The organism is Nonomuraea sp. NPDC050202 (assembly GCF_040656115.1).
Lineage (GTDB): Bacteria > Actinomycetota > Actinomycetes > Streptosporangiales > Streptosporangiaceae > Nonomuraea.
The window spans coordinates 213,244-231,173 of the sequence record NZ_JBFALF010000013.1; the positions used below are offsets into that span (position 1 = coordinate 213,244).

The window sequence follows — 17,930 nt, forward strand, 5'->3', positions numbered from 1 at the left end:
CGACGATACACGTTCGGCGATTCCACGGCGATCCCGCACGTACCGGGCCCGACGGGCCTCCCCGGCCCGCCCTAAGACAGCCGTGCGAACCAGCGGTCGTGCGCGCTCCAGCAGTCGGCCCCGGCGAACCCGCCCGCCAGCGCGACGCGCCGGATGTCGTCCGCCGAGACGGTCGCCCAGCCGAACCACGGCCCGGCCAGCGGTCCCCGGCGCAGCCGGAGCCGGTCGACCCGGCTCCGGGTGCCGGGCGGCGCCACCTCGGCCAGGACGGCGCCGCCCGGCCGGAGCAGATGCCTGACCCGGTGCAGCAGGGCCGCGGGGTTGCCGCCGATGCCGATGTTGCCGTCGGCGAGCAGCGCGGTGGCCCAGCGGCCGCTGTGCGGGATGTCGTCGAAGACGTCCCTGAGCAGGGCGAAGCCTCCGGCGCGGCGGGTCAGGGCGACGGCGCGCGGGGTGATGTCGATGCCGAGCGAGCGGATCCCGCGCCGGGTCAGCGCCACCGTGAGCCGTCCAGGGCCGGAGCCGACGTCCAGCGTGGGGCTGGAGCAGCGGCTCAGGAACTCCTCGTCGCCCTCGATCGGCTCGAACCAGCGGGCGGCCTCCAGCGGCGCGCGGGTCCCGTCGACGTACTCGATCTCGACGCTCTCGCCGGCCAGGGCGTCGGCGTAGATCTCGCCGATCACCGGCCCAGCTCCCGCAGCGCGGCGGCGAAGCAGGAGGCGGGCGCCTCGGCGGCCACGGCGGCGGCGTCCGCCGCGGTGTCGACGTCGGTCAGCTCGGGCAGGTGGCGCACGTCCAGCCCGGCCCGCTGGAGCCGGTCGAGCTGGTGCTTGCCGGTCTCCGGATGCGACATCGGCACCCCCAGCAGCAGCGCCGGGTCCGGCCGGCGCAGGCCGAGCAGCCAGAAGCCGCCGTCGGCCGCCGGGCCGTACACCGCGTCGTGCCGCTCCAGCGCCCGGCCCGCCTCGCCCAGCAGCGCGGGCGTGACCTGCGGGGTGTCCATGCCGATCAGCACGACGGGGTCCGGGCGCAGCCGGTGGGCGTCGGCGAAGGCCGCCGCCAGGCGCTCGTCCAGGCCCGCCCCGCGCTGCGGGACCACCACGAATCCCGGCGGCAGCCAGCGGCCGGGCAGCCCGTCCAGGGCGAGCACCCGCTGGGTCGCCGGCGCCGCGGCCACGGCGCGCACGCTGTCACGCAGCGCCGCCTCGGCGAGCCCGGCGGCCTCGGCCGGGCTGTACGGCGGGGTCAGCCGGGTCTTGACCTTCCCGGGCAGCGGCTCCTTGGCGATGATCACGATCTGGGGGCTCAGTGTGCTCAGTCCTCACGGGATGCGGGGGCAGGTGGCCGGACGGCCCGGTGGCGCGCTCGGGCGGCCCAGCCGATCAGCACGGCCACGGCGGCGGCCGCGTAGAACAGGGATCCGGGGCCGGCGGTGTAGGCGACCGCGCCCGCCAGGGCCGCGCCCAGCCACTCCCACCGGCCGTCCATGGCGACCAGCGCGACGACCAGCAGCGCGTACCAGGAGTAGCCCGGGGTGAACAGCAGCAGGAGCGAGCCGCTGACCAGCAGCGCGCCCTGCCAGGGCCGGTCGGGGTCGCCGTGGCGCAGGACGAGGAGGGCGACCAGGCCGAGCGACGCGATCGCCGCGTACGGGGCCCACGAGTCCGGCAGGACCAGCCGCAGGACCGCGTACCGGTCGCCGCCGCCGTCGTAGCGCTCCTCCTCCAGATAGCCCGGCAGGTAGCCCACCACGGAGGCGCCCGAGGCCAGGACGTACGGCAGGTAGGACAGTGCCACCACGAGCGCGGCGGGCGCCACCGTGACGGCGGCGCGGCGCCACCCCCCGCGGCTCGCGAGCACCCCGGACAGGGCGCCGGGCAGCGCCGTCGCGGGCAGCAGCTTGGCGGCCACGGCCGCGCCGAGCAGCGCCCCGCGGGCGTGGCCGGCGCGGACGGCGCAGAAGGCCAGCACCACCAGCAGCACGCCCAGCATGTCCACGTGCGCGTTGTTGACGGCCTCGACCGGCACCGCCGGGCACCACGCCCAGTACGCCGCCCGCCGGGCGCCCGCCACCCGGTACAGCGCCATCAGCGCCAGCACGGCCATCACCCAGCCGCCGAGCTGCAGCGCCTTGTGCCGTGCCCCCTGCGGCGACAGCCAGTGGACCAGCAGGAAATAGCCCTGCGCCACCGGCGGGTAGATGGTCGGCTCCGTGGGGCGGTTGATCCGCGTGCAGCCGCCGTCCGGCAGGGGATGGCGGGCGGCGCAGCCGGCCGGGAAGAGCCAGCCGTCACGCAGCGCCGCGAGCTCGGGAGCGGACGGCGGGTGATCGTAGGGGGAGAGGCCCGCGGCCTGTACCCGGCCGTCCCAGGCGTACCGGAAGGAGTCGGTGCTGGTGCTCGGCGGCGCCGCCAGCCCGGTCGCGGCCAGTACGATGCCCCCGGCCACGACCAGCGCGCCGAGCCGGTGCCCGGGAACCCGCCGCGCCAGCCACACGGCGCACGCGAACAGCGCCCAGGCCGCCAGGTACCAGCCCAGCCCGGAAGGCCCGGCCACCATCCTGATCAGGACGGCTGCCAGGGCCGCGAGAACCCCGCCGGTGGCGAGCAGGTACCGGCTCACAGGCGGCAGCCTCGCACGCCGGAGCCCGGCCGGGACCGCCGCACCGGCCGCCGTTCGAGGTCCGTAAGAACCCTTACGAACCGCGAACGTCGCTTCAGGCCGCCCGAGGCGCCGGGTTAGCGTCGGCGGCGTGAGAGTGATGGTCACCGGCTCGGCCGGTTTCATCGGTGGGCACGTGACCGAGACCCTGCGTGCCGCGGGGCTCGACGTCGTCGGCCTGGACCTGCGGCACGGCGCCGACGTACGCGACGCGGGCCTGCTGGACACGCTGCTGCCGGGCGTCGGCGCCGTCGTGCACCAGGCCGCCAAGGTGGGGCTCGGCGTGCACGTCGCCGACCTGCCCGACTACGCCTCCGTCAACGTGTACGGCACCGCCGTCCTGCTGGCCGCCATGGCCAGGCACGGGATCGCCCGCCTGGTCCTGGCCTCCTCGATGGTCGTCTACGGCGAGGGCCGCTACACCTGCGCCACGCACGGCCAGGTCAGGCCCGGGCCCCGGGCCGCGCACGACCTGGAGCGGGGCCGGTTCGAGCCCGCCTGCCCGCGGTGCGGCGAGCCCCTGCGCTGCGCGGCGATCGAGGAGGACGAGCCCACCGACCCGCGCAACGCCTACGCCACCAGCAAGCTCGCGCAGGAACACCTGGCCGCCAACTGGGCCAGGGAGACCGGCGGCAGGGTGGCGGCGCTGCGCTACCACAACGTGTACGGCCCGCGCATGCCCCGCGACACCCCCTACGCGGGAGTGGCCGCGATCTTCCGCTCCGAGCTGGAGGCGGGCAGGGCGCCGAAGGTGTTCGAGGACGGCCGCCAGCTCCGCGACTTCGTCCACGTGCGCGACGTGGCCCGGGCGAACCTCGCCGCCGTGTCGGCGCCCGTCCGGCCCGGCGAGCTGCGGGCCTGGAACATCGCCTCCGGCACCCCCCGGACCGTGGGCGAGATGGCCCGCGCGCTGGCCGCGGAACGGGGCGGACCCGGCCCACGGATCACCCGCGAGTACCGGCTGGGCGACGTCCGGCACATCGTGGCCTCGCCCGGACGGGCCGCGGCCGAGCTCGGCTTCCGCGCCGAGATCGGCTTCGAGGCGGGCATGAAGGAGTTCGCCCGGTCATGACGATCGACGTGATCCTGCCCTGCCTGAACGAGGAGGCCGCGCTCGGCCGGGTGCTCGGCCGCATGCCCGCCGGCTACCGCCCCATCGTGGTCGACAACGGCTCCACCGACCGCTCCGCGGCGGTCGCCCGCGACCACGGGGCCGAGGTGGTCCACGAGCCCAGGCGCGGCTTCGGCGCCGCCTGCCACGCCGGACTGCTGGCCTCCTCGGCCGAGCTGGTCTGCTTCATGGACGCCGACGCCTCGCTCGACCCCGCCCAGCTGCCCCGGGTGGCCGCGGCGGTGCTCGACGGGCGCGATGACCTCGTGCTCGGCCGGCGCGTCCCGAAGGCCGCCGGGGCCTGGCCGCCGCACGCCCGGCTGGGCAACGCCGTCCTGGCCGCGATCCTGCGCCGCCGTACGGGTGCGCCGCTGCGCGACCTGGGCCCCATGCGGGCGGCCAGGCGCTCCGCGCTGCTGGGGCTGGAGCTGACCGACCGCCGCTTCGGCTACCCGCTGGAGATGGTGCTGCGCGCCGCCGCGGCCGGGTGGCGGATCGCCGAGGTCGACGTGGACTACCTGGCCAGGACGGGACGCTCCAAGGTGACCGGCACCGTGCGCGGGACGCTGCGCGCTGTCGCCGACATGCGACGCGTCATGGGCTCGTAAGATCCGGACCCGGCGCCCGTGTCTATGCTCCCGGCATGACGAGGATTCGTGCAGTGGCCGCCGTGGTCGCGGCGGGATTGTTGACGGCCGCGTGCGGCGCGGCCGGGGATGCGGGCGGCGGCGCCGCGCCGGCCCCGGCCGCCGTGACACCGGCCACCTCCGCCCCGCCCACCTCCGCCCCGCCCACCTCCGCCCCGGCCACGTCTGAGCCCGCGACGGCGGCCTCCAGGGGGCAGGCGAACGTTCCGGAGACCCTGCGGTTCACCGCCACCACCCTGGACGGGCAGCCCTTCGACGGCTCCAGCCTGGCGGGCAAGCCCGTCGTGTTCTGGTTCTGGGCCCCGTGGTGCCCGAAGTGCCAGTCGGAGGCCCCGGCCGTCAAGGCGGCCGCCGCCAAGTACGCCGACGTCGCGTTCGTGGGCGTCGCAGGGCTGGACGGCGAAGCCGCCATGAAGGACTTCGTGCGGCGCACCGGGACCGGCGGCTTCGTGCAGCTCTCGGACGAGAAGGGCGCGGTGTGGACCCGGCTCGGCGTCAGCCAGCAGTCCACGTTCGTGTTCATGAAACCGGACGGATCCACCGGGAAGGCCTCGGGGCCGCTCGGCTCCGACGACCTCGACCGCCATGTCGCCGAACTGCGCGCCGCGTAGCGCACGCCGCCGGGGGCGGGAATGACCGGTGAGCTGCCGCTGGCGCTGGCCCTGACGGCGGGGCTGGTGGCGGCGTTCAACCCGTGCGGGTTCGCGCTGCTGCCTGCGTACCTCACGATGCTGGTCGCCGACGATCAGCCCGGCGCCGGCGGCGCCTTCGCGCGCGGGCCGGTGGCGCGGGCGCTGCTGCTCGGGGCGGCCATGACCGCGGGGTTCGTCACGGTGTTCGGGCTGTTCGGGCTGGTGGTGACGCCGCTGGCGGTATCGGTCGGCCGGTACCTGCCGTGGGTGACGATCCTGATCGGCGTCGCCCTGTGCGGGCTGGGGGTGTGGCTGCTGGCCGGCCGCGAGCTGCTGGTCCGCACACCCCGGCTGGCCACCGGGAGGCCCGTCGCCTCGCTCCCCTCGCTGTACGGGTACGGCCTCAGCTACGCGGTGGCCTCGCTGTCGTGCACCATCGGCCCGTTCCTCGCCGTGACCTCCGCCTCGCTGGCCGCCGGCGGGATCCTGGGCGGGCTGCTGGTCTTCGTCGCGTACGGGCTCGGCATGGGGCTGGTCGTGGCCGTGCTGTCGCTGGTGGTGGCGCTGGCCCGGTCGGCGGCGGTGGCCAGGGCACGGTCGATGTTGCCGTACGTGTCGCGGATCAGCGGCGGGCTGCTGGTGCCGGCGGGCCTGTACGTCGCCTACTACGGCTGGTACGAGCTGCGCGTCTACGCGGGCGGCACGCCCGATGACCTGATCGTCGGCGCGGCGACCGCCGTGCAGGGCGCCATCGCGGGATGGCTGGAATCCCTCGGCCCCGGCCGGGTCGCCCTCGCGTTGGCCGTGCTCGTCGCGATCGTCGTGGCGGCCCGCCTCGTACGGCGCCGCGCGCGCTCCGGTCCCGGGACGCGCGTGGACCCGTGAATCCGCCCGTCAGGAGCCGGTCAGCACCCCGCGGAGCTTGCTCCGCGAGTCCACGTCCAGCTTGGCGAACACCTTGCGCAGGTGCCACTCGACGGTGCGCGGGCTGATGAACAGCTCGGCGCCGATCTCGGAGTTCGTCTTCCCGCCGGCGGCCAGCCGGGCGATCTGGGCCTCCTGCGCCGTGAGGACCTGACGTTCCTCGGCCGCGTGCCGGCGTACCGACTCGCCGAGGGCCACGAGCTCGCGGCGGGCGCGGTCGGCGAAGGCCCTGGCGCCGAAACCCTGCAACATCTCGTGGGCGGTGTGCAGGTGCTCGCGCGCGTCGGCGCGCCGGTTCTCGCGGCGCAGCCACTCGCCGTACACCAGGTGGGTGCGCGCGAGGTGCACGGCGACCCGGGTGCGCTGGAGGTGCTCGATGGCCTCGCGGTACAGCTCATCGGCGGTCCGGCCGCCGGACAGCAGCGCCCTCGACCGGGCCAGCAGGCCGAGCGCCCAGTCCGTGCCGCTGGCGACGGCTCGTTCCTCGAGCCGGCGCAGCGCGGTCGCGGCCGCCGCGGGGGCGTTGCCGCGGGCTCCGGCCTCGACCAGCTCGATGAGGGAGAACCCGAAGAGCCCCAGATCGTCGTACTCGTACGCCTGCTCCGCGCTGGCCAGGGCGTCCTGGTAGCGGCCGAAACCGTTGTAGACGAGGGCGTGCAGGTAGGGGCGGGCGCCTATCGCGCGTCCCTCGCCCCAGGTGCGCGCCCAGTCGGCGCCGGCGTCGACCACGCCGACCGGCTCGGTGTTCGCGCCACGCCACGAGAGCAGCAGCACCGAGGCGTAACCGAGGTGCGAGTTGCCGGTGACCTTCAGCAGCGCGTCGGACTCCTCGATCAGGGTGGAGGCCGCGTCGAACTCGCCGGCGTGCACGTGCACGGCGGCGCGGTAGGTCAGGGCCAGGGGCAGGAAGTTGAGCGCGCCGGCCTCGCGGGCCGTACGGACCGCGTGCGTGGTCAGCTCGTGCCACGTCACGTCGTCGTACATGTCGCCGGCGGCCGGCCAGGCCAGCCAGAGCCAGCGCATGATGTCGTCCCCGTTGCGGCCGGCGTCCTGCCTGAACGCCCGCAGCGCGTGCTTCAACTGCGGCGCGCCCGCGACGTAGCCGTCGGCGAACCGCGTCGCCAGGCCGTCGAGCAGCATGTCCGCGAGCCGGGACGGTTCCGGTCCCCGCGGTGCGGTGCGGGCGGCCTCGGCCACCCGCCGCAGCCCGTCGGGCTCGCCGAGGCGGCCGGCGAACACCGCCGATCCGATCGCCTCGAGGTACGCCTCGCGCGCCTGGCCCTCGTCGGCCCGTTCCAGCTGGCCGGCCGCGTCGAGCAGCAACGGCGCGGCCTCACCGCCGCGCCTGCGGGCGAAGAGGATCTGGGCGCGGAGCCGGGCCAGCCGCCCGCGCCTGAGCTCGTCCAGCGGGCTCATCTCCGCGGCGGAGAGCAGCTCGAGCGCCGCGTCCGGAGCCCCGGCCTCGAAGGTGGCCTGCGCCGCGGCCACCGCCCGCGCCCCGCGCCTGGCCGGATCGGGTGTCAGCTCGGTCGCGCGCTTCAGGAACGCGGCCGCCGCCGCCAGGCCGCCGCGCGCCTGGGCCCGGTCGGCGGAGCGCTCCAGCTCGCCGGCCACGGCCTCGTCGGGTTCGACCGCCGCGTGGGCGCGATGCCAGGCACGCCGGTCCGGGTCGGACTCCGGATCGGTCGCCTCGGCCAGCGTGCGATGCACGTCCTGGCGTTCTTCGAGGTCCGCCGCCCGGTAGGCCGCCGAGCGCACCAGCGGATGGCGGAACCGGGCCCGCGTACCGAACTCGATCAGCCCCGCCGCCTCGGCGGCCGCCGTGGCGTCCGCGCTGATGCCGAGCCGCTGGGCCACCCGTCTCAGCAGCGAGACGTCCCCCACCGGCTCGGCGGCCGCCACCAGCAGCAGCCGTTGCGTCGCGGCCGGCAGCTCCTCGATGCGCCGCAGGAAGCTCTGCTCGATCTTGCTCGCCAGCGGCCGGGCGTCGGGACGGCCGAACCCACCGGCCAGCTCGGCCACCGTGAGCCCGTGCGGCAGCTCCAGCAGCGCCAGCGGGTTGCCGCGGGTCTCGGCGACGATCCGGTCCCTGACCCGCTCATCCAGCCGCCCGGGCACCACCGAGTCGAGCAGCGCGCGCGCGTCGTCGTAGCCCAGGCCCCTGATCGCCAGCTCCGGCAGCCCCCGCAACGGGTCGTCGCCAGGATCGGACGCCGAGGTGCGCACCGCGAACACCAGCGCCACCTGCTCGGCGAGCAGCCGGCGCGCGACGAAGGCCAGCGTCTGCGCGGAGACCTGGTCGAGCCACTGGGCGTCGTCCACGACGCAGACGAGCGGCTGCTTCTCCGCCACCTCGGCCAGCAGGCTGAGCACCGCCAGCCCGACCAGGAAACGGTCCGGCACGCTGCCCGCGCTGAGGCCGAACGCGACGGCCAGGGCCTCCCGCTGCGGGCCCGGAAGCCGATCGATCTGTCCCATCATCGGCAGGCACAACTGGTGCAGCCCGGCGAACGCCAGCTCCATCTCGGACTCGACGCCGGCCGCCCGCAGGGTCTGGCATCCCGTCGCGTTCGCCACCAGGTGGTCCATCAGCGCGGACTTGCCGACCCCCGCCTCGCCGCGCAGCACCAGCACCTGGCTCCGGCCCGCCTTGGCCTCGGCGAGCAGCCGATCCAGCGCCTCGCACTCGCCGCGTCTGCCACGCAGGTTGAGCCGGGGAGCGCCGCTCGACATTCACCACCCCGCGCAGGTCAAGTGAGCCAGACCTGGGTAATTCGGCTCGACCCAATTATGCACCGGGAGGGTACGGTTCGGATGATTCGGGCCGCCCCGTCTGGAAGGCGCCGTCCTGGCCGGCGTTCCCTCGTGGTGGCTAGCGTTCGTCGGCGGGGTAGTCGGCCGAGCGGCTCACGTCGGCCCATTTCTCGGTTTCCGCGGCGCGGATCTCGGCCGCCTGCTGAGCGCTGGCGACGGCGTCGCTGCCGAGGAGGAGCCGCCGGGGCGGGTCGTCGTCGCGGACGACGTCGATGATGATCCTGGCGGCGCGGGCCGGGTCGCCGGGCTGGGTGCCGTCGGTCTCGCGCCGGTAGCGGTGGATGGCTCCCACGGTCTGCTCGTAGTCCGGGCCGACGGGGTGGATCTCCATGGAGGAGCCCTGCCAGTCGGTGCGGAACGCGCCCGGCTCGACGATGACGACCTTGATCCCGAAGGGCGCGACCTCGTTGGCGAGGACCTCGGAGAAGCCCTCCACGGCGAACTTCGCGCTCTGGTAGGCGCCCATGCCGGGGGTGCCGCCCACGCGGCCCCCGATGGAGGAGAACTGGACGAACACGCCCGATCGCTGGGCGCGCAGGACGGGCAGGGCGGCCCGGGTGACGTTCACGACGCCGAAGAAGTTGGTCTCGATCTGGGCGCGGAAGTCGTCCTCGGCCATCTCCTCGATCGGCGCGCTGTTGCCGTAGCCGGCGTTGTTGACGACCACGTCGAGGCTGCCGAAGGCGCCGGTGGCCTCCTCGACCGCCCGGGAGGCCGCGGCGGCGTCGGTGACGTCGAGCGCGACCGCCCGCACCCGGTCGCCGTGGCGGGTCACCAGGTCGTCGAGCGGCTTGGGGCTGCGTGCGGTGGCGACGACCCGGTCGCCCGCTTCGAGGACGGCTTCGGCGAGGCGACGTCCGAAGCCGCGCGACGCTCCGGTGATGAGCCATGTCCTGGCCATGGGGATTCCTCCGTCATCAGAAGTAACTGCCTCATCAATGTAGCACTTATATGGCAAATCTCTTCGTTACTGTGACGGGAATCTCTCCATGTGCTACAGACGTGCGTCCTGGCCCCGGTACTTCTCGAGCAGCCGCAGCCACACCTCGCTGATGGTGGGGAAGTGCGGCACGGCGGGCCAGAGCCGCTCGATCGGGATCTCGCCGGTGATCGCGAGGGTGGCGGAGTGCGGGAGCTCGGCGACGCCCGCCCCGGCGAAGTGGCAGCCGACGACCGTGCGGCGATCGGGGTCGATGAGCACGCGCGCCCTGCCGCGGTAGCCCGGGCCGTGCTGGACGGCGCCGATCACGACCACGTCATGGGTACGGGTGTCTTTGGCGGTCACTGATCCTCCATGGTGTGGCCGCCGGGTCCACGGGAACGCCGCTGGTCAGCGGCCGGGCAGCCGTACGGTGATCTCCTGGAGGAACCAGCGGTTGCCGTCCGGGTCGGCGAACGAGGCGAAGGAGCCGTAGCTGGCACGCTCCGGGTGCAGGCCCATGACGCGGCCCGCCTCGCCGGCCTGGTGGAAGGCGCCGGTGGCGTCGTGGAACGGGCCGGTGACCTCGACCCCGCGGCCCGACAGCTCCTTCTGGGCCTGCTCGATGTCGGACACGATCAGGTGCAGCCCCTGCACCGTGCCGGGCTCGGCGTCGGTGAGACCGTCGCCGAAGATGATCGAGCAGGCCGAACCCGGGGGAGTGACCTGGATGATGCGGTAGCCGTCGTGGATGGGGAAGTCCGCGTCGAGGCGGAAACCCAGCTGCCGGGTGTAGAAGTCCCTGGCGCGGTCGGCGTCGGAGACGGGCACGACGACGACTTCGAGCTTCATGTCCATGGTGTGATCCTTCTTTCGCGTGGTGCGCACGGGTGCGCGGGTTTCCGTACGCGGGCCCGGCGACCTGGGCCCGGGGTGGCTCGCAGGGGCAGGCTCAGAGGTGGTCCACGTCCACGACGGCCTGGGCGAAGGCCGTGGGCGCCTCCTGCGGCAGGTTGTGGCCGATGCCCTTCAGGAGGCGGTGCTCGTAGGGGCCGGTGAACATCTCCCGGTAGGTCGAGCCGTCGCCCGGCGGCGTCGTGAAGGGGTCACGCTCGGCGTCCAGGGTGATCGTCGGCACCTTGATGCGCGGGCGCGCCTGGAGCCGCCGCTCGACGGCGTCGTAGCGGCGTTCGCCCTCGGCCAGGCTCAGCCGCCAGCGGTAGTTGTGGATCACGATGGCGGCGTAGTCGGGGTTGTCGAAGGCGGCGGCCGTGCGCTCGAACGTGGCGTCGTCGAAGTCCCACGTCGGGGAGACGGTGTCCCAGACGAGCCGGTTCAGGTCGTGCCGCTTGTCCTTGTCCTCCATGGCCTTGCGGCCCCGCTCGGTGGCGAAGTAGTACTGGTACCACCAGGCGTACTCGGCCTTCGGCGGCAGTGGGGAGAGGTTGGCCTCGAGGTTCGTGATGAGGTAGCCGCTCACCGACACCAGGGCCTTGCAGCGCTCGGGCCAGAGGGCCGCGATGATGTCGGCGGTCCTCGATCCCCAGTCGAAGCCGGCGAGCACGGCCTTGTCGATCTTGAGGGCGTCCATCAGCGCGATGATGTCCAGGGCGATCGCCGACTGCTGGGCGTTGCGGAACGTCTTCGACGACAGGAACCGCGTCGTGCCGTGGCCGCGCAGGTAGGGCACGATCACCCGGTACCCCTGCGCCGCCAGCAAGGGGGCGACGTCCACGAAGCTGTGGATGTCGTACGGCCAGCCGTGCAGGCAGATCACCACCGGCCCTCCGGCCGGGCCCGCCTCGGCGTATCCGACGTCCAGCAGCCCGGCTTTGACCTGCTTCAACGGGGCGAAGGAGGTGTGCGTGCCGGGCGTGAGCGCCGGCAACCTCGGGGGCGTGCCGCGCGTGGTGGCGGAGGCGGCCGGGAGCGCCTGCAAGCCGGCCAGCGAGGCGATGGTCGCGCCGGTGGCCAGGCCGACGACCTTGCCGAAGGTTCGCCTATCGATCATGAGGAGTCCTCCGTGTCGTGTCACAGGTAATGCGGCGTTTCTTACTGTTTCGGGAAGCGGAATCCGGCACATCAGTCAGATGACGGTGAAACGCGGCGGGCGGTGGCCGTGCCGCCCAGGCGAAACCTCCCTGGTGACAGGCCCCACGGCCGGCGGCGTCGGGCCGGCGACGCGACGCGGAAGGGAACGTTGAGTCATTCGACTGCTCCCCGTCCTCGCGCTTCAGCCGCCCGACTGCCCATGCCGCGCGGGCGGTAGCGCCGGCGGCATAAGTGCAGCATCCGAGTAGCGTTTGAAGGAGCAAATTTCGCATCGGCGTGGCAGTAAATTGCTCCATGTGCTACGGAGCGGAGTATCTTTGGGCAGGTGAGAGCAGACGCGACGCGCAATCTGGAACGCGTCCTGAGCACGGGCGCCCGCATGCTCGCCGACGACCCCTCGGCGACCATCGCCGCCATCGCCGCTGCGGCAGGAGTCGACCGGCGCACCGTCTACCGCCGCTTCGCCTCCCGTGAAGACCTCATGGCCGCCGTCTACGGGGCACGTTACGACGCGGTCGAGGAGGCCATCGAGGCCGCCCGGCTGCGCGAGGCCCCGGTCGCGGTCGCGCTGCACCGTTACGCCGAAGGCATCATCGCCGTCAACCGCAGGTGGCCCGTGGAGACCAGCCGCATGCTCCGCGAGGAGACGATCCGCGAGCGCCGCCGCCGGCTGGTCGACGAGGTGGACGCCTTCCTGCGCCGCGCCACCGACGAGGGCCTGCTGCGCTCCGACCTGCCGCCCGGCTGGGTGGCCACGGTCCTGCCGCCGCTGTTGGAACATGCGGCCGAGAACCTGTCCGAGCTGAGCGCCGCACAGGCCGCCGACGTCGTGGTGGAGACCCTGCTGCGCGGCGTCGGCGCTCAGCAGGCGCGCTGACCCCACGGCGCGGGGATCCCGCAGGCGTGCCGGAGCGGCCGTACCCCGGCCGCCGGGTCCGTCACGTGGCCGGGTCCGTCACGTGGCCGGGTGTGTCGCGTGGCCGGGTCTGTCACGCGGCCTCGCCTGTCACGCGGCCGTGGCCGCCACGAAGGCCGTCATGGCCCGGGCGAAGGCGTCCGGCTCTTCGACGTGACCGAGATGGCCGCTGTTCTCCAGCAGGACCAGCTCGGCACCGGGGATCCCGCCGGCCAGTTCCTTCGCCCAGCGCGGGCCGCAGATGACGTCGTGGCGGCCGGCGATGACGAGGGCGGGCGCCTTGATCGAGCCGAGCAGGTCCCGGTCGTCGACGAGGTCCGGGGCGAGCCGGTCGTCCAGGCCGGAGATGTAGGTGCCGGTGACGGAGAACAGGGGCGCGTACTCCTCCCGGCGATCCCAGTAGTCGGCGAGGTAGGCGGGCAGTATGCCGCGGGCGGCCCGGGTGGTGCCCTCGTCGTCCGCGAGCGCGCCCAGCGACTCCCACGTGTCGAGGACGTCACGCAACCCCGGCCTGCCCGCGTTGCGCCGGGCGAACGCCTCCATGTTGCGGGCCGCCTCGGCGTGGTGCTCGGGGCCTGTCACCGGGGCGCTGCCGTACAGGATGACGCCGGCGAGCCGGTCGGGACGGGTCAGGGCGTAGTGCTGGGCGACGAAGCCGCCGTGGGAGTGGCCGAGCAGGTGCACGCGGCCCGCGCCGAGGTGCTCGATCAGCCCGTCCAGGGCCCGCGCGTAGCGTTCACGGGTGTAGCCGTGCGGGTGCGCGGGCAGCCGGCCGGAGGCGCCCGTGCCGATCGGCTCGACGTACACCATGGTGAGGTGGCTCTCCGCGGCCGGCATCCGCAGGTAGTCCCACGACAGGCCTGGCCCGCCCGGGTGGGCCAGCACGACGGGCCCGGTACCGGCGACGTGGTAGCGCTGGGCGACGCCCCCGACGTCCACCACGTGCGTGCCGGGCGACAGCGGGGCCGTCCGGGCGGTGGTTTCGGGTGATTCGCGAGATGTCTGGTGGTTCGACATGGCGCACACCCTAGGCGTCGCCCGCATGCGAAACGTTGAGGACGCGTATACGCGGCGGTGCAGGAAAACGGGCCGCCGCGTGTACGCCGGCGAGGCCCGTCGAGCGCTTCGCCCGCGCCATGCGTCGATCCCGGCCGCTGCTAGGGTGAAGGGCGATCGAGAGGCAGGAGAGGACCAGGCATGGCAGGTGACGACGACATCTCCGGGTGATACCGGAGGTTGACCGGCCCCGGCAGGCGCACGTGACCGCCGCCGACGTGGCCTCGGTCGTCGTTCCACCATCCCCTGCCCCTTTCGGCGGGCGGCTTCGGCGCGCCCGTGCTCCCCTGCGAGGTCTTCTCACATGTCCGAGGCGTTCGTCGACTGTTGTCATCCATCCTTTCCCGGCCGCCAGCTGGAGACGGGAGGGCCCGCCGATGAGTGAGGCGCTGCTCGCCCGCGATCTCGTACGGACGCTGGGCGCGCGGCGCGTGCTCGACGGCGTCTCGCTCACCGCCGCACCCGGGCACCGGATCGGGCTGATCGGCGAGAACGGCGCGGGCAAGTCCACCCTGCTGCGGTTGCTGGCCGGGGTGGACGAGCCGGACTCCGGCTCTGTCGTGCGGCCCGCCGACCTGGGCTTCCTGCACCAGGAAACGCCGTTCCCCGATGACACCACGGTCGGCGGCGTGCTCGACGACGCCCTGCGGGAGGCCCGTACGGACCTGGCCGAGCTCGACCGGCTCACCCGGGCGCTGGCCGAGGCCCCGGACGACGCCGCGCTGCTGGAAGCCTACGGGGCCCGGCTCGACCAGGCGCAACAGCGCGACTCCTGGGACGCCGACCGCCGCGCGGAGATCGTTCTCGACCGGCTCGGGCTGGGCGGCGTGCCGCACGGGCGCGTCCTCGCGTCGTTGTCCGGCGGGCAGCGCGGGCGGCTCGCCCTGGCGGCGCTCCTGATCAGGCAGCCCGCCGCGCTGTTGCTGGACGAGCCCACCAACCACCTGGACGACACCGCCGCGGCGTTCGTGGAGGAGCGGCTGCGCGCGATGACGGGGGTGGTGGTCGTGGCGAGCCACGACCGGGCGTTCCTGGACGCCGTCTGCACGGACCTGGTCGATCTCGACCCGGCGGTGGACGGGCCCGTCCGGTACGGAGGCGGATACGGCGCCTACCTGGCCGAGAAGCGCGCCGAACGCGAGCGCTGGGAGCGGCGCCACGCCGAGGAGCAGGAGGAGCTCGGCGAGCTGCGCCGCGCCGTCGCGGTGACGTCACGGCAGGTGGCGTTGGACGGGTTGCGGCGCGACAACGAGAAGATGGGGTACGGGCACCGCGCGGGACGGGTGCAGCACCAGATCTCGCGGCGGGTGCGCAACGCGGCCCGCCGGCTCGCCGAGCTGGAACGCGAGCAGGTCCCCGCGCCACCACCCCCGCTCCGCTTCCGGCCCCGCCCCCTGGTCACCGCCGCCACCGCCACCCCCGAGGCCGCCACCTCCGAGGCCGCCACCTCCGAAGTCGCCGCCTTCGAAGTCGCCACCCCCGACGCTGCTACCTCCGATGCCGCCGATGCCGGGGACGACGAGGCCTTGCTGCTGTCACTCCGGCACGTGCGGGTTCCCGGACGGCTCTCGATCCCCCGGCTCGACGTGGCGCCGGGGGAGCGGCTGCTGGTCACCGGGCCGAACGGTGCGGGCAAGTCCACGCTCCTGGCGGTGCTGGCCGGACGGCTGGACGCGGAAGGAACGGTGCGGCGGCGGCCCGGGCTGACCGTCGGGCTGCTGGCTCAGGACTCCGTGTTCGAGCGGCCGGACCGCACGGTGCGGGAGACGTACGAGCGGGCCCTCGGCCAGGAGCGCGCCGAGTCCGTGCCGCTGCTCTCGCTCGGCCTGATCAGCCGGCGTGACGTGGACCTGCGAGTGGGGGAGCTGTCGGTCGGCCAGCGCCGCCGGCTCGCGCTGGCGCTGCTGGTGGCCGACCCACCCGGGGTGCTCCTGCTCGACGAACCCACCAACCACCTGTCTCCCCGGCTCGCGGACGAGCTGGAGGAAGCCCTGGGCGCCGGCGGGCCGGGCGCGATCGTGGTGGCGAGCCACGACCGATGGCTCCGCTCCCGCTGGCACGGCCGCCGCGTCCACCTGCCATGAGACGTCCCTGTTCGTCACCGCCTTGACAGGTGACGCTCGCCTTGTCATCATCACCATATGAACCGGTGACGCGATCCGCGTCACCGGTTTCCCCACCTGCCCAGAACGGAAGATCATGCCTGTCGACCACACCGGCGCGCGGCGTGCCCGCTTCGGCCGGCTGCCCGAGCGGGTCCGGCTGGAGGACACGGTCGAAGAACGCCCGGCCATCGCGCCGGACCCCGCGCAGTGGGCCTACGACGCGGACGAATGGCTCGTCCGGTACTGCTCGTGAAACTGGAGGGACATCATGGTGCGCATCCCCGAACCGATGAGAGTGCTGCTGGTGGCCGCGATGGTGGTGGCCCGTCGCGCTGGGGTGCCTGGCTCAGGTGTTCTGAGCCCGCTCCAGGCGTTCAGGCGCAGTCCGCCACGCGGCCCCCGCTGAGGGCCATCTCGGGCCAGAACTCCCGGTAGCGGCCGGAGTGGAAGACGAGCGGCTCCCCTTCGGCCCGCTGGTAGCGCTCCACCGCGCCGACGAAGATGTGGTGGTCGCCGCCGTCGTGGACGCGCTCCGTCCGGCAGACGAAGCTGGCCAGCGTCCCGGCGAGGATCGGCAGGGGAGCGGCGAGCAGCTCCACCCCGGCGAACTTGTCGGCGGACGGCGTGGCGAAGCGCCTGGACAGGTGGTCCTGACCGGCGGCGAGGACGTTGACGGCGAACCGCCCGGCCCGCAGGAAGAGCGGCGCGCTGGGCGCCCGGCTCGACAGGCACCAGAGCACCAGCGGCGGATCGAGCGAGACCGAGGTGAAGGAGTTGACGGTCACGCCGGCCCGCTCCCCGCCGGCGGTCGCCGTCGTGATCACCGCCACCCCGGTCGCGAACTGCCCGAAGGCGTCACGCAGCGATCTCATGCCGCGGCCCTGCTCAGGTAGGCCTCGGCCCGGCCGGCGTCCATGAACCACTCGGCGTAGTCGGCCGGGTCGTCGAAGCCGTTGACGAACCGGGAGGCGATCTCCGGACGTTGCCCGGCGGCGCCCAGGAGGGCCAGGTGGTGGGGCTCGGCCGGCGCCAGCAGGGCGTTGGTCCAGTTCGTGACGTGCTGGGCCTGCGCCCAGAAGAGGTCGAAGGTGCGGCGCATCCAGTCCGCGTCGAACGGCTGCCCGCCCCGTTCCACGATGGCCCGCAGGTACGTGGCCGCGCACTTGGCGGCGTTGTTGCTGCCCTGCCCGGTGATCGGGTCGTTGAGCACCACCACGTCGGCGACGCCGAGCACCGGCGCGCCGGAGGGCAGGACGGCGACGGGACGGCGGACCGTGGGGGCGAACCGGCCGGTCAGGACCGCGTTGGCGTCGGTCAGCTCGATCCCGGCGCAGCGCTCGGCCTCCCACGGGAAGAAGGTCTCCAGGATCTGCCGGCTGCGCGCCAGATGCTCGGCGGGGCCGCGCACGTCGCCCCAGCAGTCCATGGGGCCGCCCGGCACGCCCTCGAACACCATGATCTCGCAGGGGCCGGTGTGCGTGAGCGCGGGGAAGACGAAGTACTCGCCCACGCCGGGAAGCAGGTTGAAGCAGACCGCCGAGTGGCCGGGGCGGGGGGCCAGGCCGTTGACGTAGGTGACCGCCAGCGCGCGCTGCGGGGCCGCGTACGGGGAACGCGCGGGGTCCCGCTCGAAGAGCGAGGCGATCTGCCCCTTCCCCGCGGCGACCAGGACCAGGTCGTACCGGGCCGCGTAGCCTTCCAGGTCCTCGGGGGTGGCGTCGTGCAGGACGAGCCTGCCGCCGAGCCGTTCGAACTCGCCCAGCCAGGCCGGCATCTTCAGCCGCTGGTCGACCGAGCGGGCCGGGACGTGCAGCCGCGCCGCCCAGTCGAGGGCCTTGCCGCCCTCCCGGCTCGGAACCGTGAGCGCGATGCCGTCGATGGGCGGGCAGACGCCGGCCCACCAGTCCAGGCCGAGCTCCCGCTCGTGGGCCTGCGCGGTGCCGAACATGGCCTGGCCGGACATCACCCGGCCGTCGCGGATGGACCCGGGGGTGCGGTTGGAGACCACGGTGACGTCGTAGCCGTGCTGGAGCAGGCCGATCGCCAGGTGGAGGCCGGCCTGGCCGGCGCCGACGATGAGGATGTCGCGCATG

Annotated in this window: 18 protein-coding genes; 7 read left to right on the forward strand and 11 right to left on the reverse strand. The window is 74.1% G+C overall.

Going from position 1 to position 17,930, the window contains the following annotated elements; translation table 11 throughout:
• Positions 1 to 71 precede the first annotated feature (71 nt).
• From AB0I79_RS31040 to AB0I79_RS31050, 3 genes are read right to left on the reverse strand one after another with little or no spacing between them, the layout of a single operon-like run.
• Positions 72 to 683 carry a class I SAM-dependent methyltransferase gene (locus AB0I79_RS31040; RefSeq protein ID WP_357880293.1) on the reverse strand — a complete coding sequence of 204 codons (612 nt, stop codon included), beginning with the start codon at positions 681 to 683 and terminating at the stop codon, positions 72 to 74.
• Positions 680 to 1,294, reverse strand: a complete 615-nt coding sequence (locus AB0I79_RS31045) for a TIGR04282 family arsenosugar biosynthesis glycosyltransferase (RefSeq protein ID WP_357880296.1) — start codon at positions 1,292 to 1,294, stop codon at positions 680 to 682. Before AB0I79_RS31045 ends, AB0I79_RS31040 begins: the two co-directional genes overlap by 4 nt.
• Before the next feature lie 20 nt (positions 1,295 to 1,314).
• On the reverse strand, positions 1,315 to 2,622 hold the full coding sequence (locus AB0I79_RS31050) for a glycosyltransferase 87 family protein (protein WP_357880299.1): 1,308 nt from the start codon (positions 2,620 to 2,622) through the stop codon (positions 1,315 to 1,317).
• Between the two features lie 139 nt (positions 2,623 to 2,761).
• Here AB0I79_RS31050 and AB0I79_RS31055 point away from each other — a divergent pair, with 139 nt between their 5' ends.
• The 4 genes from AB0I79_RS31055 to AB0I79_RS31070 are packed head-to-tail and all read left to right on the forward strand — an operon-like array spanning position 2,762 to position 5,936.
• The gene (locus tag AB0I79_RS31055; RefSeq protein ID WP_357880455.1) at positions 2,762 to 3,733 is read left to right on the forward strand and encodes an NAD-dependent epimerase/dehydratase family protein; all 972 of its coding nucleotides are present in this window, start codon (positions 2,762 to 2,764) and stop codon (positions 3,731 to 3,733) included.
• On the forward strand, positions 3,730 to 4,380 hold the full coding sequence (locus tag AB0I79_RS31060) for a glycosyltransferase family 2 protein (RefSeq protein WP_357880302.1): 651 nt from the start codon (positions 3,730 to 3,732) through the stop codon (positions 4,378 to 4,380). Before AB0I79_RS31055 ends, AB0I79_RS31060 begins: the two co-directional genes overlap by 4 nt.
• A gap of 35 nt (positions 4,381 to 4,415) precedes the next feature.
• Positions 4,416 to 5,030 (forward strand): redoxin domain-containing protein, encoded by a 615-nt coding sequence (locus AB0I79_RS31065; protein ID WP_357880305.1) that lies wholly within the window; start codon positions 4,416 to 4,418, stop codon positions 5,028 to 5,030.
• A gap of 21 nt (positions 5,031 to 5,051) precedes the next feature.
• Positions 5,052 to 5,936 carry a cytochrome c biogenesis protein CcdA gene (locus tag AB0I79_RS31070; protein ID WP_357880308.1) on the forward strand — a complete coding sequence of 295 codons (885 nt, stop codon included), beginning with the start codon at positions 5,052 to 5,054 and terminating at the stop codon, positions 5,934 to 5,936.
• A 9-nt stretch (positions 5,937 to 5,945) separates the two neighbouring features.
• Here the strand turns inward: AB0I79_RS31070 and AB0I79_RS31075 are convergent, their stop codons facing one another.
• The 5 genes from AB0I79_RS31075 to AB0I79_RS31095 form a co-directional block, all read right to left on the reverse strand.
• Positions 5,946 to 8,708 carry an AAA family ATPase gene (locus tag AB0I79_RS31075; RefSeq protein WP_357880311.1) on the reverse strand — a complete coding sequence of 921 codons (2,763 nt, stop codon included), beginning with the start codon at positions 8,706 to 8,708 and terminating at the stop codon, positions 5,946 to 5,948.
• Between the two features lie 139 nt (positions 8,709 to 8,847).
• Positions 8,848 to 9,690, reverse strand: a complete 843-nt coding sequence (locus AB0I79_RS31080; protein WP_357880314.1) for an oxidoreductase — start codon at positions 9,688 to 9,690, stop codon at positions 8,848 to 8,850.
• Positions 9,691 to 9,783: 93 nt separating this feature from the next.
• The gene (locus AB0I79_RS31085; protein ID WP_357880317.1) at positions 9,784 to 10,074 is read right to left on the reverse strand and encodes a hypothetical protein; all 291 of its coding nucleotides are present in this window, start codon (positions 10,072 to 10,074) and stop codon (positions 9,784 to 9,786) included.
• A 45-nt stretch (positions 10,075 to 10,119) separates the two neighbouring features.
• Complete coding sequence (locus tag AB0I79_RS31090) at positions 10,120 to 10,566, reverse strand: VOC family protein (RefSeq protein ID WP_357880320.1); 447 nt, start codon at positions 10,564 to 10,566, stop codon at positions 10,120 to 10,122.
• Between the two features lie 94 nt (positions 10,567 to 10,660).
• Positions 10,661 to 11,719 carry an alpha/beta hydrolase gene (locus AB0I79_RS31095; protein WP_357880323.1) on the reverse strand — a complete coding sequence of 353 codons (1,059 nt, stop codon included), beginning with the start codon at positions 11,717 to 11,719 and terminating at the stop codon, positions 10,661 to 10,663.
• A gap of 366 nt (positions 11,720 to 12,085) precedes the next feature.
• On the opposite strand from AB0I79_RS31095, the gene AB0I79_RS31100 reads away from it, so the two are divergent.
• Positions 12,086 to 12,637: a TetR family transcriptional regulator gene (locus AB0I79_RS31100; RefSeq protein ID WP_357880326.1), complete on the forward strand. Its 552-nt coding sequence runs from the start codon at positions 12,086 to 12,088 to the stop codon at positions 12,635 to 12,637.
• 129 nt (positions 12,638 to 12,766) lie between these two features.
• Here AB0I79_RS31100 and AB0I79_RS31105 read toward each other — a convergent pair whose 3' ends face one another.
• Positions 12,767 to 13,693, reverse strand: coding sequence for an alpha/beta hydrolase (locus tag AB0I79_RS31105; RefSeq protein ID WP_357880329.1), 927 nt, complete (start codon positions 13,691 to 13,693; stop codon positions 12,767 to 12,769).
• 416 nt (positions 13,694 to 14,109) lie between these two features.
• On the opposite strand from AB0I79_RS31105, the gene AB0I79_RS31110 reads away from it, so the two are divergent.
• Positions 14,110 to 15,816 (forward strand): ABC-F family ATP-binding cassette domain-containing protein, encoded by a 1,707-nt coding sequence (locus AB0I79_RS31110; RefSeq protein ID WP_357880332.1) that lies wholly within the window; start codon positions 14,110 to 14,112, stop codon positions 15,814 to 15,816.
• 115 nt (positions 15,817 to 15,931) lie between these two features.
• Positions 15,932 to 16,090 (forward strand): hypothetical protein, encoded by a 159-nt coding sequence (locus tag AB0I79_RS31115; RefSeq protein ID WP_357880335.1) that lies wholly within the window; start codon positions 15,932 to 15,934, stop codon positions 16,088 to 16,090.
• Between the two features lie 121 nt (positions 16,091 to 16,211).
• Here AB0I79_RS31115 and AB0I79_RS31120 read toward each other — a convergent pair whose 3' ends face one another.
• Together AB0I79_RS31120 and AB0I79_RS31125 are read right to left on the reverse strand one after the other, a co-directional pair.
• Positions 16,212 to 16,709, reverse strand: coding sequence for a flavin reductase family protein (locus AB0I79_RS31120; RefSeq protein ID WP_357880338.1), 498 nt, complete (start codon positions 16,707 to 16,709; stop codon positions 16,212 to 16,214).
• A complete protein-coding gene (locus tag AB0I79_RS31125; protein ID WP_357880341.1) occupies positions 16,706 to 17,929 on the reverse strand; it encodes a styrene monooxygenase/indole monooxygenase family protein in 1,224 nt (407 codons plus the stop codon). The genes AB0I79_RS31120 and AB0I79_RS31125 overlap by 4 nt, the downstream gene beginning before the upstream one ends.
• Between the last annotated feature and the right edge of the window lies 1 nt (position 17,930).

Coding starts and splice junctions, on each gene's coding strand:
- AB0I79_RS31110 (WP_357880332.1), top strand. CDS start 14,110: ATGAGTGAGGCGCTGCTCGCCCGCGATCTCGTACGGACGCTGGGCGCG.
- AB0I79_RS31075 (WP_357880311.1), bottom strand. CDS start 8,708: ATGTCGAGCGGCGCTCCCCGGCTCAACCTGCGTGGCAGACGCGGCGAG.
- AB0I79_RS31095 (WP_357880323.1), bottom strand. CDS start 11,719: ATGATCGATAGGCGAACCTTCGGCAAGGTCGTCGGCCTGGCCACCGGC.
- AB0I79_RS31070 (WP_357880308.1), top strand. CDS start 5,052: ATGACCGGTGAGCTGCCGCTGGCGCTGGCCCTGACGGCGGGGCTGGTG.
- AB0I79_RS31120 (WP_357880338.1), bottom strand. CDS start 16,709: ATGAGATCGCTGCGTGACGCCTTCGGGCAGTTCGCGACCGGGGTGGCG.
- AB0I79_RS31115 (WP_357880335.1), top strand. CDS start 15,932: ATGCCTGTCGACCACACCGGCGCGCGGCGTGCCCGCTTCGGCCGGCTG.
- AB0I79_RS31065 (WP_357880305.1), top strand. CDS start 4,416: ATGACGAGGATTCGTGCAGTGGCCGCCGTGGTCGCGGCGGGATTGTTG.
- AB0I79_RS31105 (WP_357880329.1), bottom strand. CDS start 13,693: ATGTCGAACCACCAGACATCTCGCGAATCACCCGAAACCACCGCCCGG.
- AB0I79_RS31080 (WP_357880314.1), bottom strand. CDS start 9,690: ATGGCCAGGACATGGCTCATCACCGGAGCGTCGCGCGGCTTCGGACGT.
- AB0I79_RS31090 (WP_357880320.1), bottom strand. CDS start 10,566: ATGGACATGAAGCTCGAAGTCGTCGTCGTGCCCGTCTCCGACGCCGAC.
- AB0I79_RS31125 (WP_357880341.1), bottom strand. CDS start 17,929: ATGCGCGACATCCTCATCGTCGGCGCCGGCCAGGCCGGCCTCCACCTG.
- AB0I79_RS31060 (WP_357880302.1), top strand. CDS start 3,730: ATGACGATCGACGTGATCCTGCCCTGCCTGAACGAGGAGGCCGCGCTC.
- AB0I79_RS31055 (WP_357880455.1), top strand. CDS start 2,762: ATGGTCACCGGCTCGGCCGGTTTCATCGGTGGGCACGTGACCGAGACC.